Below are 14,784 nucleotides of genomic sequence, written 5' to 3'. Positions count from 1 at the left end.
TTTAAGCGCATTTCAATACACTCAGCCACCAATTGATAGACCACGTTACGAATTAACCCCCGCATATGTTTGCTATAGCAGAACACATCAATCGCTTCTGGTGGAATCGCATCGTGGTGCATTTTACCGAGCATGGTTTTCAACGCATCCAGCATCGCATAATTACCACTGAAATTTAGGGTTCGTACTTCATTCCACGAATTACGGTAGACCAAATCAACACTGCCAACTAAACATTTCTGTTCTGGTCCATAGCTGAAAATATCAGTGGTTTTAAAGTCAAACCGTACTGAACGATTTTTCAGTTCTGTCGTTGGGTCGTTTTCTAAATTAACAAACAACCCTAATTGACGAATTTCACACGGGCTTGATAATGCTTGTAAACCCGGATGAGGGCGACGAATTGGAAAAGTATTACGAATATCACTCACTAATTGATACAGCTTATCCAAATCCATATCGGCATTACGCGCCACGGTGTGCAAGTGGGTCGATTCTGTTAGCAAACCATTAAAATAGCTCCACGCGACTAATTTTGATAAGTAGCGGTTATGCTCTAATGATGGCTGACCTAAAATATATTTCGCTTCTATCGGCTGCTTATATAAATACCAACCCGCAGTATTGGTTCGCCCTTCAGGAACTTGAATAAAACTCAGATCAGGCTCATGTAAATCCGGTGATATTTGTGGATTTAATAAGGTCACTTTTCCAGGCAGAACCTCAAACGCAGCATATAATTTACGCGCCAGAATACTGATATCTTCAGGGCTAATCGCCGAAGTAATATCATTGCGACGAGCAAAACGAATCAGATTTCGATAACTAAGCATCAACGCATCAAGCAATTCATTATGCGCTTGCTTAACTTGGGTGACTTTCCAATCACGGCGATTATCAAGCGCCGCAACAACTTCTGTCGACCACTGCCATTGCTCGGTTAAATGCTGTAACGCCTGTCGACGCCACTCCACCGAACCAGAGGTTGGCTTACGGGTTAATTTCTCATGGGTTTTAAGATAGAAACAGCGACGGACTAAATCGAGTCGACGATGATCATCAATACGCTCTAAATAACGGGTCACTTTTTCAAGCATCAAATAATAAGCATCCATGCAATATTCACTGCGATCTTCAGCAAAGAAGCGGCGTTTACCATCAAGGCTTAATAATTGTGTATGTGGGTATTCCCATGAATAAGCTTCAAGCAAAATCGCTTTTAATACCGATTTATAGGGAGAGTCGATGCTTTTGTAGAGCTGCCATAAACTAGAACCAAAATATTCTTCAGCAGGAATACGCATCAAGCCACCAAAATCAATCCATTGGTCACGCTCAATATAGCCTTTCGCAACCAGATCATCGATATATTGGTCATAGCACTCTTCCATCTCTGGTGGCACCATAAACCATAATAAAGGTAATCCCGCTAGGCATACTGCAGAACGATAGAATTCATCAAGTAGTAATAAATGCTGACTTGAGCCACAGTTTTCACCAGTCATGGCTTCAGAAAAATTGTCGCGGAAACGGTTTTCGTCGATCAAAAAGAAGTTAGCTTCAACCCCTTGTTCCATCGCCCATTTAGAAACCAAGCTACATTTACTGTCGAGTGCTTCTCGGCTTTGACAGTTTAATGAAGTGGGGATGCACACCCAAATATCGAGATCGCTGGTGAGACTTTGTCCCATAGAAGAAGTACTACCCATGGCGTAAAGGCCAGTGATTGGGCAGTCGGCATCAGCAACCACGATCGGGGCAATCGGCATTTTTGCTGTACGCGCACAATTATTAACAAATTGCTGTTGTACGTCAGTGGCGACAAAATGCGCAATTCCCTGCGGCACTTGTTGATCAAGATACCCGGGTAAGGCTGGGTGGTTATAATGTAATAAGACAGGCAACAAATCAAAAATCTGTACCGATGGCTCATTCATTGCTAAACGCGCACGTTCAATGCGAAGCTCAGTCAATGAGTCCAGTCTACCTTTTAGCGTCTTGATATAATTTTGCAAATTACTCTTCCAAGAGCTAGCAGTGTTAGTGCGGCCCGCAGTTTGACATTAATAGCGTAAATTTTATTCAAAATGAGAAAAAAACGTGATCAATGTATCATTTTTAACACCTACGGTAAAGATAATGCCATGCATGGCCAATAACAACTGTCTATGATTCATCCATAATAGTAAGACGTTAAATCGTCTCAGTAACGAACAACCAATACTGAGGCTGTAATCAGTCACTGAGCAACGACTTATTGCGATAAATATCACATTTTCTCGTCTCATTAGCTACACAATAACGCTTGGAATCAGGAACCGCAATACACGAATTATCATCCATGCTTAGGTAGTGGTACGATACTCAACAGAAAAAATAATAACCTTGGTTAACGGACCCTCTTTACTATGATGACAACTCAACCAATTCGCATTGCGACACGTAAAAGCCCATTAGCTATGTGGCAAGCAGAATTTGTCAAAGCTGAACTAGAACAAGCTCATCCAGGGCTCGTTGTTGAGCTATTACCAATGGTAACAAAAGGCGACATTATTTTAGACACACCTTTAGCAAAAGTGGGGGGTAAAGGCCTCTTTGTCAAAGAGCTTGAAGTCGCAATGCTAGAAGGTCGTGCGGATATCGCGGTGCACTCAATGAAAGATGTACCAGTGGAGTTTCCGGAAGGTCTTGGCTTAGTGACTATCTGTAAGCGCGAAGATCCACGTGATGCTTTTGTATCAAACACCTACGATTCAATTGATGATTTACCCCAAGGTGCGATTGTTGGTACCTCCAGCTTACGCCGCCAGTGTCAGCTTCGATCTCAACGTCCAGATTTAATCGTTAATGATTTGCGTGGTAACGTGAATACTCGTTTGCGTAAGCTTGATGAAGGTCAATATGACGCCATCATTTTAGCAACTGCAGGCCTAAAACGCCTGAAAATGAATGATCGTATTCGCTGTGAAATTGCCCCTGAAACTAGCCTCCCTGCAGTCGGTCAAGGCGCAGTAGGCATTGAGTGTCGCTTGGATGACCAACGCGTACGCCAATTGCTTGCACCACTCAATCACCAACCAACAGCGACACGGGTTTTGTGTGAGCGAGCAATGAATAATCGCCTTCAAGGTGGTTGCCAAGTGCCTATTGGTAGCTATGCCGAATTACAAGACGACACAATTTGGTTACGTGCACTTGTCGGAGAACCTGATGGCAGCATCATTGTTCGTGCTGAAATTAGCGGCCCAATTGAAAATGCAGAACAATTAGGTCTAACCTTAGCGGATGAATTGTTAGCTAACGGTGCTAAAGAGATCCTCGATCGCTTATACGGTAACGCCTAATGACCGTGCTGATCACCCGTCCTGCACCAGAATGCGATCAATTGGCCGCACAACTTAATCAAGTGGCGATCAGCGCTATTGCTCAACCTTTGCTTGAGGTTCAGCAAGGAAAATATATAAATAAATTAATAGAACAAATTCAACAACTGCAACCAGGTGACTACATCATCGCAGTTAGCTACCATGCGGTGCGCTTTGCGACTGATTACTTGACATCACAAGGTGCAGAATGGCCAAAAAACATGCATTATATAGCCGTTGGTGATAAGACCGCGGCAGCGTTAGCACAAGCCTGCCAGCAACCCGTGAGTTCACCACAAGGTCAGCATGATAGTGAAACACTATTAGCCTTACCTGAACTTGCGAATATTCGTCAACGGCGAGTATTAATCTTACGAGGCAATGGTGGCCGCGAATTAATCTATCAAGCATTAACCGCTCGTCAGGCTCAAGTTAGTTATTGTGAAACTTATCAACGCAACTGGCTGACTCTCGATGCAACACGATTAGCTCAACAGTGGCAACAACAGCAAATTCACGCTCTAGTTGTCACAAGCAGTGAACAATTAATATACTTAACGGGATTAATTCCAACTGAAGATTTGGCTTGGCTTTATAATTGCCACCTTTTCGTACCAAGTCGACGAATCGCAGACCAAGCATCGACGCTTGGCTACAAACATATTTCCACCGTGGGAAGCGCCGCTAATCAGGCGTTATTCACGTTCCTAAAAAGCAACGTAAGCTAATGGAATAATTAGGATGACAGACAAAAAAATGAACACAAACCAAACAGCAGCGCCAGCAACTAAAGACAAGCCTACTGTTAGTGCCTCAAAAAATAGCGGCTCAAATTCGACTAAAGCAGCGCCTACGGCCGCTAAACAAAAAAAATCAGGCAGTAAAACTGGTTGGGTTGCAATTGCATTAGTATTAGCGCTCGGTGGTGGTCTTTACTACCACGGCCATCAGCAAGGTTTACAACAACAGCAGCAAGTTGCCGCCTTACAACAACAAATTGCGACTATGAAAGCCGCAATGCAAGCTGACCAACAGCAAACCATTTCAATGGTCAATAATGAGCTTAGCACTGCCCAGCAGAAAGTTGAGCAAGGTATTAGCCAACAGCAAAAATCAATTGATTCAATTCAAACAGCCATTGCTGATTTAAAAGGCCAAGAGCCTAATGATTGGTTATTAGCCGAAGCCGATTATTTAGTTAAAATGGCAGGCCGTAAACTATGGCTAGAGCATGACGTTACCAGCGCTACACTATTACTTGAAGCCGCTGATCACCGCATTGCAGAACTCAATGATCCAAGCCTTAAAAATCTGCGCCAGGCAATGAGTAATGATATTACTGCGTTGAAATCAATTACTGTCGTTGATCGTGATGGCATCGTATTGCGTCTTAACAGCCTTGAAAATAGCATTGATAGCTTACCGTTAGCCAATGCAGTATTAGCCAAAGCAGAACCACAGCAAAATCCAACCGTTAGCCAATCGGTTAATGATTGGAAAAATAATTTAATGACATCACTGAAAAACTTTAGTGAAAATTTCATTACTTACCGCAAGCGGGATGGCAGTGTTGTACCGTTACTATCACCGCAACAAGATTTCTACCTGCAGCAAAATATCACCAACAAACTTGAGACAGCTATCGCCGCCGTATACCGCGGTCAAGGCCAAGTTTACCGTGATTCAATTGCAACCGCGATCAAGTGGTCACAACAGTACTACGACTTATCATCGCCCAAAACACAAAGTTTTATTGCTGGCCTACAACAATTAGAGCCACAAAATGTTGCGGTTGATTACCCTGCAAAGTTGCAATCACAAACCTTGATCACCCAACTCGTGAATCAAGTATTACGCAACAAAATTACCGCCCTTAGCGAACCTGTTGCCACAAAAACAACGCCAGCGGCAATTAAAAATGCAGCACCTGCGGTAAAAAAAGCAGTTGAGAAACAGATCCAACAAGCAACCGTAGCTGAAAACACAGCAACCGATAACAAAGCGGTAGTGACTTACACCACTAAAGAGGAGACTAAATAATGGTTAAATTGTTGTTATTGGTCATCGCTCTGATTGCCGGTATCATTGTCAGCCCTGATCTTGCAGGCCACCAAGGTTATGTATTGATCTCGTTTGCCAATCAAACCATTGAAATGAGTTTAACAACACTGATTATCGTTGCGATTGCTATCGTTGCGATCTTTTTTGTACTTGAATTTATTTTACGTCGCTTATTTTCTTTTGGTAGCTCAACCCGTGGTTGGTTCAGTGGCCGCCAAGTTCGTAATGCACGTCGCAATACCGCAGAAGGCCTATTGAAAGTTGCAGAAGGTGATTGGAAAGCCGCAGAGAAAATGCTGTCTAAATCAGCAAAATTTAGCGATGCGCCAATTCTAAACTACTTAGCTGCTGCAGAGGCTGCACAAGGGCTAGGTAAAACTCAACAGCGAGATCAATACTTACAACTCGCAGCTGAACAAGATACTGAAAGTCTTGCTGTCGCACTAACTCGCGCTCAGCTTCAAATTCGTCAACAACAGTTTGAACAGGCTCTTGCAACATTACAAGATGTACAGCCAACCAGCCCGCGTAATCCAATGATACTAAGCCTACTAAAGCAGTGTTACTTACAATTAGAAGATTGGAAAGCACTGCAAGTATTGCTACCCCAATTGACTAAAGCAGATGTCATCACTGCCGCAGAAGCCGCTCAACTCGACGTGCAAGCGCAATGTGGTCAAATGCACCATCTTAGCCAACAAAATGGCAGTGATGGTTTAATGGGTTACTGGAATAGCCTCAACCGTAAAGACAAACACAATCCAGCGCTAGTCGCGTGCTTTGTTAAACAGATGATAGTTCGCCATGCTGATGCTGATGCCTTCCCTATCTTGCGTGATGCTGTTAAGAAAAACCCTGAGCAGGCGTTAATTAGCTTAATGCCACAATTAACACTGCCAGATCGTCACCCAGCCATTGTGAGCCTACAGGATTTATTAGCCAACAACGGTAATAATCCAACCTTACAAAGTGCATTAGGGCAGATGTTAATGACTGATCAACAATGGCAACCGGCTAAAGAGCACCTAGAAAAAGCCATCGCATTACGTCCAGACGTCACCGATTATGCTCATTTGGTGGCGACGCTTGAACAACTCGGCGATAAACAAGCTGCAGCTGAAGTTTCTCGTCAAGCGCTACAATTAGCAAAACCCGATCAAGCTTAAATTTTAAGCCTGAAAAAAGCGCCTTAACGGCGCTTTTTTTTCGTCTGGATAACAGTTTCAGCATTAACATGTTTCTATATGTAAACAGCCATTACAAGGTATATCTACCCCATTGCTCCTAACCGACAAACACGATTCAATAGCCTCTCTACTCTTTTTATTTAACATTTGGATAACTGTTATGGATATGCTTCCTTGGATCATTGTTTCAGGTATTGTAGTGTCTGTGATTGTTGGCGTTATGATGGCTGTATTAATTAAACACGCTGATTAATAAACACGCTGATTAATAAACAAATACTAATAAAAAAGCCTCCCTAGGGAGGCTTTTTTATTAGTGATCATTGTGCAGTGAACGCTAAATTAGCATGTTAACCCAAGCGTTTGTTTTGTTTTACGTAATTGCTTATCAAACTTCTTCACCGCTTTAGCCGCTTTTTTTAAGAGTTTATTTTTTTTCTTAGCTAATTTTTTCAATTTTTCCGTTTGTTCTAACAACCTATCTGGCTGTTCAAGCACCTCTGCTTGTTCAACAATGGTTACCATCTCAATTCGACTTTGTCCCACCGCAGTTGGCATCGGTAATTGGTGCACATTGATCGTATCAGAAGTCAGCGCAGTTGAGGCCGCCAACGTCATCATCGGCGTGGGTGTTGGCATTGGTGTCAATGTTGCGGCTGTTGCTGATACCATATTGGTTAAACGGCTCGGTTTACATAAATAGTTTTTATCACTCGCCACACGGGTGCAACTCGCGCAAATAAATGTTGGTTCACTGACTATCTTAGTGATCGTCGCAAATTGATCGGCAATTTCAGCACGACGATACCTACATAAAGATTTAACCATCAACAGACCCTCACTCAAATAACCAGTTCCACGAACATTAAACGATAATGATTCGTAATTCCAGCATAGAGTGTGCGCTTGAAGCTTAAATTTGTAAATTTTTATTTTGGCTCGTCATTATTCTTCATGCTCGCTTTCACATAAATATCAAAGCGGTTTTTCTTGGTTTCGATCGCCATCGATGGCTTCGTATTTGCTAAAAATTCAGCATAGTCAGGACGTTTAACCACAATCCGTTTAGTGGCTAATGCATACGCTGGCGCAAATAACTCATCAGCATCTAAATCTGCACCCACCAAGGTTTGAAAAACGCGCATTTCTTTTTTCACCAATGCCGATTTCTTTTTATGCGGGTACATCGGATCTAAATAAATCACTTCAGGGGCAACAAAATCTTTATCGGCAGCTAACTGTAATAAAGCATCTTGGCTCGATGCATGTAATAACTGCATCCGCTCACTGACCCAATGACCAATTTCAGGATCCGCTTTCGCACGTGCTAAGCCATCATCAAGTAAAGCTGCGACCACCGGATGACGCTCCACTAATTGCACCTTACAACCCAACGACGCGAGCACAAACGCATCGCGGCCTAAACCGGCAGTAGCATCTAATACCGTTGGGGTTAACCCATTTTTTAGTCCCACCGCTTTCGCAATAGCTTGCCCACGGCCACCACCGAATTTACGACGGTGTGCTACCGCGCCACTGGCTAAATCGACAAATACAGCACCAAGTTTAGGTTCATCTAACTTACGCAGCTCTAATTGGTTAGCGGTTAACACTAACGCAAAACAGCTGTGCTCATCATGCGTCAATCCCCAGCGGGCGGCGAGTTGATCTAATTCAGACTGACGTTGAGGAACTTCACAAAGTAAGGCTAGTTGCACTGCATTCTCCGATATCAAACAATATCTATCTCACCCATTATTGGAGATAGATGCTTTAGGCGGCGAATTATAGCACTACAAATCACGCTTGGCTCTGGTATCACAACCTAACATAAGGATAAGATAGACCATGGTCTTAAGTAGCGAATAACTTACCTTGCTGAAAAGGAATTGTGATGAATATAGCTGTTCGCATCGATGATTTAGATCGCGACATTCTTAACGCGTTAATGACGGATGCGCGAGTGCCTTATGCTGAAATGGCGAAACGTTTTAACGTCAGCCCTGCAACGGTCCATGTACGGGTTGAAAAAATGCGAGCCTCCAACATTATTACCGGGACCGAGGTAATAGTTAACCCAAAATTATTAGGTTATGACGTATGCTGCTTTATTGGTATCAACCTTTATGCTGCGCGTGATTACCACTCAGCGCTTGAAAAACTCAATCAGCTAGATGAGGTTGTCGAAGCGTATTACACCACAGGCGCTTACAATATTTTTGTTAAATTGATGTGTCACTCAATTGAAGAACTACAGCATGTATTGATCAATAAGCTGCAAGCCATTGAAGAAGTACAATCAACAGAAACCTTAATTTCACTGCAAAATCCGATCAATCGAAATGTAAAGCCATAGCGGAAATTTGCCATAAAAAAAGCGAGCCTTAGCTCGCTTTTTATCACGTTCAATAAACGTTATTTTTTCAAATTTAATCCGCGCTCAGCGCCTTCTGCCGCCAACCATTCTGCGACTGTTTTCGCAAAATAGGTCAACACGCCATCAGCACCAGCACGTTTAAAGCACATTAGTGATTCCATCACAGTTTCACGCTCTTTAAGCCAACCATTTTGGAAGGCAGCCATGTGCATCGCATATTCGCCAGACACTTGGTAAGCATACGTTGGCACTTGTAGCTCTGATTTCACACGACGTACCACATCTAAATACGGCATTCCTGGCTTCACCATCACCATATCAGCACCTTCGCTGATATCCATTGCCACTTCATGCAACGCTTCATCACTGTTAGCAGGATCCATCTGGTAGGTTTTTTTATCCCCCCCTTTAAGATTACTGCTTGATCCTACTGCATCACGAAACGGGCCATAGTAATTTGACGCATATTTAGCTGAGTAAGCCATAATTTGCGTATTAATATGACCCGCTTGTTCCAATGCTTCACGGATTGCACCAATACGACCATCCATCATATCAGAAGGAGCAACAACATCAGCTCCGGCTTCAGCATGAGATAGCGCTTGTTTGATCAAAATCTCAGTGGTGATGTCATTAAGCACATAACCTTCATCATCAATGATGCCATCTTGACCATGAACCGTGAACGGATCTAAAGCGACATCGGTAATCACACCTAGCTCTGGTACATGCGCTTTTAATGCACGAACCGCAGTTTGCACTAAACCGTCAACGTTATATGCTTCTTCAGCTAATTCAGATTTAAACGGTTGTGATACCACTGGAAATAACGCAATTGCAGGCACACCAAGACTGGCGATATACGCTGCTTCTTCTAACAATAAATCAATTGATAAACGCTCAATACCCGGCATTGAAGCGACACTTTCACGACGATTAGTGCCTTCAAGTACAAACATTGGGTAAATAAGATCATTAACTGATAACTGGTTTTCCGCCATCAAACGACGACTAAAATCATGCTTACGAACTCGACGCATACGACGTCCGGGAAACGCACCTTGAATAGATACTGACACGGTAAACTCCTTACAGATTAATGAATATTGATAATATCACTCACACCACCAAGGTGGCATCAAATTGCAAAAAAAGCTTGGCTGACTTGGTAAGAATTATTGACAACATCTATGGCTGATTCACCACGACACTCACCAATAACGGCAGCAATATGGGGTAAATACAACGGTTCATTACGGCTCGATTTAGGCTTAGGACGATAATCACGCGGTAATAAATAAGGACTATCAGTTTCAATCATTAACCGTTGGCTTGGAATATGTTTCACAATTTGGCGCAGCTCAGTGCCTCGGCGTTCATCACAGATCCAACCGGTAATACCAATATGTAAATCAAGCGCCAAACAATCATTCAACTCTTGCTGCGAGCCAGTAAAGCAGTGCACAACTGCGGCGGGTAACTTATCGCGCCATGGCTTTAAAATAGCTAAAAAACGCTCATGAGCATCACGACAATGCATAAATACGGGCAAGTTAAGCTCTGCTGCTAACGCTAGTTGGGCTTCAAACACCGCTTCTTGTTGCGGACGCGGTGAAAAATCACGGTTAAAATCTAACCCACACTCACCAATGGCAACCACCTGTGACTGTTGTGCTAAAGCACGAATCTGAGGTAAAGCGAAATCTGTTACCGATTTTGCATCATGAGGATGAACGCCTGCAGTGCTATAACAATAATCAGGCCACTGCTGAGCCAGTTGCTGAGCGGCAATACTTTCTTCAATGCTGGTACCGGTAATAACCAGTCCTTTTACTCCAACCGCTTGCGCGCGAGTAATAACATCGGCGCGATCTTTATCAAAGCGGCTGTTGGTCAGATTAATACCAATATCTATCATTTTTTTTCTATCCCTTGATAAACTCATTCACCTCAGTATATCGGGCCCAGCATAGACTGACTATGTGATAATCACACCGATACAGAAACAAAAAAACCGACACTAAGGTCGGTTTTTTCATCATCACAGGGAGATAAACCCTATTCTTTGCTGATGCTCTTTATGTCTTGCGGCTCATCTTCATCGCCATATTCGTCTTCATCATCTTTACGAATGTAAAAACGAGAGAAGAATAAGCCGACTTCAAATAGCAAGCACATCGGCACCGCTAACAGAGTCTGAGATAAAATATCAGGCGGTGTTAACAACATACCGACCACAAACGCTGCCACGATAATATATGGGCGCTTACTGCGTAACGTTTCAGGATCGGTAGCACCGGTCCAACACAACAGAATAATCGCGACAGGGATCTCAAATGCAATACCGAACGCCATAAATAGCGACAATACGAAATCAAGATAACTTGAAATATCTGTTGCAACTTCAACCCCTTGCGGAGCGACGCTGGTAAAGAACTTAAACACCAATGGAAACACAACAAAATAAGCAAACGCAACACCGGCATAAAACAGCAATGAGCTGGAAACCAGTAATGGCATAATAAGCTTACGTTCATGCTTGTATAAACCAGGAGCCACAAACGCCCACAGTTGATACAAAATCATTGGTACAGCAATAAACACAGCGGTAACTAAAGTGAGTTTTATCGGTGTAAAGAACGGTGACGCAACATCTGTTGCAATCATAGTGGCACCGATTGGCATACGTTCAACCAAAGGTGCTGCTACAAACGCGTAAATGTCTTTCGAAAACCAAACTATACAGACAAAAACCACTAGCACGCTGATGAGAGAGCGCAGGATCCGTGTACGCAGCTCAAGTAAATGGCTGAATAACGGCTGCGAATCTTCGACAGTCGACATAGTGATGTAATTTATTCCTGCTTATTAGAAGTCGTTGCTGAGGGTTGCTCGCTTTTATCAGCATAGGGACGTTGCACATCAGAGGCGACTTTTTTAAGTTCATCAACCGACTCTTGCAATTCAGGCGCGATGTCCTTCATTCCCATTTGCTCAGCTTTTTTTAAATTGGCTTGCAGTTCCTGAATTTTCAGTTCCTGAGTCAATTCATCTTTGACTGAGTTTGCCATATTACGGGCTGCACCTATCCACTGCGATACAGTACGTATCGCAACGGGTAGACGTTCCGGCCCCAGTACTACCAATCCCACCACGGAGATCAGCACTAACTCCCAGAACCCGATATCAAACACGTCTTAAACCTGCTCTTTGTCTTTTTGACTCGTTGTTGTCTGATCAGCGGCTTGCTGTTCATCCGTAATTTTCTTTTGTTCAAAATCTGCATCTGTTGTTTCTTTTTTAGCTGCAGGTGCTGAATCATCATCACCAATCGCTTTTTTGAAACCCTTAACAGCAGAACCTAAGTCGCCACCTAATGTACGTAACTTCTTAGTTCCGAACAACAGAACAATAATCAGTGCAATAATTAATAATTGCCAGATACTGATACCACCCATGCTTATTTTACCTCAGCTTTATGTGGTTAATAACGGAGTGCGTTGTTACACGCAACTATAAGTATAGGCGAAACCTACAGCGACTACTGTCGACAGGCTCGCCATCCCAGCAACCAAAATACCGCTCCTGCTCCAGCTGCAATAGCAGGATAGGTGGTAACATGATCACCGAAAAGTATGGCAGCACACACCATCATGGTGGCACCAATACCAAAATAAAATCTTGCCTTACCTTGGTTACGCCGACTATCCATGAAATTATCATAGAGTGTATCGAGTCGTTGATTCATAACCTTGCCTTGGCGCAAACTGTCGTAAAGTAATTCAGGTAATTCTGGTAACTTTTCAGCCCAAAATGGCGCTTTACTCTTTACTGCATCAATAATGGCTTGTGGGCCAACTTGACGTGACATCCAATCTTCTAAAAATGGTTTTGCTGTCGCCCATAAATCGAGTTGTGGGTACAGCTGGCGTCCAAGACCTTCAACATAAAGCAATGTCTTTTGTAACAACACTAATTGCGGCTGCACTTCCATATTAAATCGACGTGCAGTATTGAATAAATTCAACAATACATGCCCAAATGATATTTCACATAACGGCTTTTCAAATATGGGCTCACACACGGTACGAATAGCAACTTCAAACGCGTCAATATTGGTATCTGCGGGTACCCAACCTGAATCAACATGCAATTCGGCCACTTTTCGGTAATCTCGATTAAAGAAAGCCAGTAAGTTTTCAGCCAAATAACGTTTGTCTTCACGATTAAGCGTGCCGACAATACCACAATCCAATGCTATCCATTGTGGATCATGTGGATGCTCATAGGAAACAAAAATATTCCCTGGATGCATATCTGCATGAAAGAAACTATCACGGAACACTTGGGTAAAAAATATATTTACCGCATTTTCTGATAATAATTTCAGATCAGTACCATTAGCTTTTAAGGCATCAAGGTCAGAAACCTGAATCCCGTAGATTCGCTCCATCACCAGTAAATTAACACTGCTGTAATCAGTGAAAACTTCAGGTACATACAGGGTGTCATCACCTTCAAAATTACGTCGAAGTTGAATGCCATTCGCCGCTTCACGCATTAAATCCAGTTCATCAAGTAAGGTTTTTTCGTATTCCCTTACCACTTCAACTGGACGTAATCGCCGTGCTTGTGGTTGAAGCCGAGAAACTATCTCGGCCATCCTGTACATCAGCTTAATATCTGCTTCAATAATAGGACGAATATCAGGACGAATGACTTTAAATACAATTTCACGGCCATTTTCTTTCATGGTCGCAGTATGGACTTGTGCAATCGAAGCTGAAGCTAACGCGACCTCATCAAAATCATCAAACCATTGCTCAATCGGGCCACCTAATGATGCTTCAATTGTGCGTCTCGCTAATTGACCATCAAACGGAGCCACTTGATCTTGCAATAACGCTAACTGATCGGCGATATGGGGAGGGAACAAATCACGTCGAGTCGACATCATCTGCCCAAACTTGATCCACACCGGACCTAATTCTTGTAACGCTAACCGTAATCGCTCCCCTAAAGGTTTATCTGGATATTCATTTTTAATCCAGAATAACGATTTACGTAATTTTTTTGGCAATACTGTTCGTGGGTCTTGCGGAATAAAATCATCCAAACCATAACGCAATTGCACTTCAATAATACGGTAAAGACGTTTAAATTCACGAATAGTCATCATGGCTATTATCGCTCAAGTAGCTGATTTAATCGGGCCTCAAAACAGGCAACATCTGATTTCAAGTCATCAACTTGATCAGCAAAATACGCGATCTCTAATGGCTGTGGTAATAATTTCCACTCTTCCGTTAGTGTTTGAGCTACATTTCGCTGGCGTTTTAGTAATCGCTGCTGAATAAACTGTCCACTTGATTTGATGCCGCTAACCACCGTATGCGCCACAACATCCCCACTGTAATAAGCGAGCTTTTCTTCGATATCTGGCTTTAATCCACCTAATAAACTAGAAAAATGCTGGGCGAGTTGTAAGTCACCATCAAGAGATAACTTATCAGCTTTAATTAACTGAGTGAGATTGGCTTGCTGGCGTAATTCAGGCAGCGCCGTTAAATTGAGGGCCAATTGACAATCGACCTCACCCTCATAAGCCGCTAATACATCAATTTGCTGACTAAAAACAAAATATAACGTTTTGCCAAATTCATTCAGAACCACGCTGATCACTTTACCGCGTAAGCGTGACAAACGACGCTGACTATCAGCATCGTCTTTTACTAATTGATTAAGCGCTGTTTCTACCGCGCCAGTAACAAATGCATCTATTGGCATAGGGACC

15 protein-coding genes are annotated in these 14,784 nt (G+C 42.9%); 5 read left to right on the top strand and 10 right to left on the bottom strand.

The features are described 5' to 3' along the window. Nucleotides 1-2,015, bottom strand: a 2,015-nt coding sequence (locus Q0V26_RS14725) for a class I adenylate cyclase (protein ID WP_297483085.1), incomplete at its 3' end; no start/stop codon positions are given. A gap of 396 nt (nt 2,016-2,411) precedes the next feature. On the opposite strand from Q0V26_RS14725, the gene hemC reads away from it, so the two are divergent. Genes hemC through Q0V26_RS14705 form a run of 4 tightly spaced genes read left to right on the top strand, consistent with a single transcriptional unit; the run spans nt 2,412 to nt 6,592 of the window. After that, nucleotides 2,412-3,344 (top strand): hydroxymethylbilane synthase, encoded by a 933-nt coding sequence (gene hemC / locus Q0V26_RS14720; RefSeq protein ID WP_297483088.1) that lies wholly within the window; start codon nt 2,412-2,414, stop codon nt 3,342-3,344. Then, nucleotides 3,344-4,093, top strand: coding sequence for a uroporphyrinogen-III synthase (locus tag Q0V26_RS14715; protein ID WP_297483081.1), 750 nt, complete (start codon nt 3,344-3,346; stop codon nt 4,091-4,093). The genes hemC and Q0V26_RS14715 overlap by 1 nt, the downstream gene beginning before the upstream one ends. Nucleotides 4,094-4,106: 13 nt before the next feature. Then, the gene (gene hemX, locus Q0V26_RS14710) at nt 4,107-5,405 is read left to right on the top strand and encodes a uroporphyrinogen-III C-methyltransferase (protein WP_297483077.1); all 1,299 of its coding nucleotides are present in this window, start codon (nt 4,107-4,109) and stop codon (nt 5,403-5,405) included. Beyond that, entirely contained in the window at nt 5,405-6,592 is a 1,188-nt protein-coding gene (locus tag Q0V26_RS14705; RefSeq protein WP_297483075.1) for a heme biosynthesis HemY N-terminal domain-containing protein, read from the top strand. The genes hemX and Q0V26_RS14705 overlap by 1 nt, the downstream gene beginning before the upstream one ends. Before the next feature lie 363 nt (nt 6,593-6,955). Here Q0V26_RS14705 and Q0V26_RS14700 read toward each other — a convergent pair whose 3' ends face one another. Both Q0V26_RS14700 and Q0V26_RS14695 read right to left on the bottom strand, forming a co-directional pair. Continuing rightward, a complete protein-coding gene (locus tag Q0V26_RS14700) occupies nt 6,956-7,441 on the bottom strand; it encodes a hypothetical protein (protein WP_297483072.1) in 486 nt (161 codons plus the stop codon). Between the two features lie 101 nt (nt 7,442-7,542). Further along, complete coding sequence (locus tag Q0V26_RS14695) at nt 7,543-8,331, bottom strand: class I SAM-dependent methyltransferase (protein WP_297483069.1); 789 nt, start codon at nt 8,329-8,331, stop codon at nt 7,543-7,545. Nucleotides 8,332-8,507: 176 nt separating this feature from the next. Here Q0V26_RS14695 and asnC point away from each other — a divergent pair, with 176 nt between their 5' ends. Continuing rightward, entirely contained in the window at nt 8,508-8,969 is a 462-nt protein-coding gene (asnC, locus tag Q0V26_RS14690) for a transcriptional regulator AsnC (RefSeq protein ID WP_080158826.1), read from the top strand. 59 nt (nt 8,970-9,028) lie between these two features. Here the strand turns inward: asnC and hemB are convergent, their stop codons facing one another. The 7 genes from hemB to Q0V26_RS14655 all read right to left on the bottom strand — a co-directional run bounded on the left by hemB (nt 9,029) and on the right by Q0V26_RS14655 (nt 14,777). Continuing rightward, entirely contained in the window at nt 9,029-10,069 is a 1,041-nt protein-coding gene (hemB, locus tag Q0V26_RS14685; RefSeq protein ID WP_080158825.1) for a porphobilinogen synthase, read from the bottom strand. A 59-nt stretch (nt 10,070-10,128) separates the two neighbouring features. Beyond that, nucleotides 10,129-10,908, bottom strand: a complete 780-nt coding sequence (locus Q0V26_RS14680) for a TatD family hydrolase (RefSeq protein WP_297483064.1) — start codon at nt 10,906-10,908, stop codon at nt 10,129-10,131. A 140-nt stretch (nt 10,909-11,048) separates the two neighbouring features. Next, nucleotides 11,049-11,834 (bottom strand): twin-arginine translocase subunit TatC, encoded by a 786-nt coding sequence (gene tatC / locus Q0V26_RS14675; RefSeq protein ID WP_080158823.1) that lies wholly within the window; start codon nt 11,832-11,834, stop codon nt 11,049-11,051. 11 nt (nt 11,835-11,845) lie between these two features. After that, the gene (gene tatB / locus Q0V26_RS14670) at nt 11,846-12,184 is read right to left on the bottom strand and encodes a Sec-independent protein translocase protein TatB (protein ID WP_045036876.1); all 339 of its coding nucleotides are present in this window, start codon (nt 12,182-12,184) and stop codon (nt 11,846-11,848) included. Between the two features lie 3 nt (nt 12,185-12,187). Then, nucleotides 12,188-12,448, bottom strand: a complete 261-nt coding sequence (gene tatA, locus Q0V26_RS14665; RefSeq protein ID WP_080158822.1) for a Sec-independent protein translocase subunit TatA — start codon at nt 12,446-12,448, stop codon at nt 12,188-12,190. A gap of 83 nt (nt 12,449-12,531) precedes the next feature. Then, complete coding sequence (ubiB, locus tag Q0V26_RS14660) at nt 12,532-14,169, bottom strand: ubiquinone biosynthesis regulatory protein kinase UbiB (protein WP_199190812.1); 1,638 nt, start codon at nt 14,167-14,169, stop codon at nt 12,532-12,534. Between the two features lie 5 nt (nt 14,170-14,174). Next, nucleotides 14,175-14,777: an SCP2 domain-containing protein gene (locus Q0V26_RS14655; protein ID WP_080158821.1), complete on the bottom strand. Its 603-nt coding sequence runs from the start codon at nt 14,775-14,777 to the stop codon at nt 14,175-14,177. Between the last annotated feature and the right edge of the window lie 7 nt (nt 14,778-14,784).

It is taken from the genome of uncultured Photobacterium sp. (genome assembly GCF_947039875.1).
In the GTDB taxonomy this organism is placed as follows: Bacteria; Pseudomonadota; Gammaproteobacteria; order Enterobacterales; family Vibrionaceae; genus Photobacterium.
Note: the sequence above shows the minus strand (reverse complement) of the source record. Positions and strands in the feature narration are given on the sequence as shown.

Bases quoted from the DNA above. Each gene is read 5' to 3' on its own strand.
- asnC (WP_080158826.1), top strand. From the start codon at position 8,508: ATGAATATAGCTGTTCGCATCGATGATTTAGATCGCGACATTCTTAAC.
- tatA (WP_080158822.1), bottom strand. From the start codon at position 12,448: ATGGGTGGTATCAGTATCTGGCAATTATTAATTATTGCACTGATTATT.
- tatC (WP_080158823.1), bottom strand. From the start codon at position 11,834: ATGTCGACTGTCGAAGATTCGCAGCCGTTATTCAGCCATTTACTTGAG.
- Q0V26_RS14705 (WP_297483075.1), top strand. From the start codon at position 5,405: ATGGTTAAATTGTTGTTATTGGTCATCGCTCTGATTGCCGGTATCATT.
- hemC (WP_297483088.1), top strand. From the start codon at position 2,412: ATGACAACTCAACCAATTCGCATTGCGACACGTAAAAGCCCATTAGCT.
- Q0V26_RS14655 (WP_080158821.1), bottom strand. From the start codon at position 14,777: ATGCCAATAGATGCATTTGTTACTGGCGCGGTAGAAACAGCGCTTAAT.
- Q0V26_RS14680 (WP_297483064.1), bottom strand. From the start codon at position 10,908: ATGATAGATATTGGTATTAATCTGACCAACAGCCGCTTTGATAAAGAT.
- Q0V26_RS14715 (WP_297483081.1), top strand. From the start codon at position 3,344: ATGACCGTGCTGATCACCCGTCCTGCACCAGAATGCGATCAATTGGCC.
- hemX (WP_297483077.1), top strand. From the start codon at position 4,107: ATGACAGACAAAAAAATGAACACAAACCAAACAGCAGCGCCAGCAACT.
- Q0V26_RS14700 (WP_297483072.1), bottom strand. From the start codon at position 7,441: ATGGTTAAATCTTTATGTAGGTATCGTCGTGCTGAAATTGCCGATCAA.
- ubiB (WP_199190812.1), bottom strand. From the start codon at position 14,169: ATGATGACTATTCGTGAATTTAAACGTCTTTACCGTATTATTGAAGTG.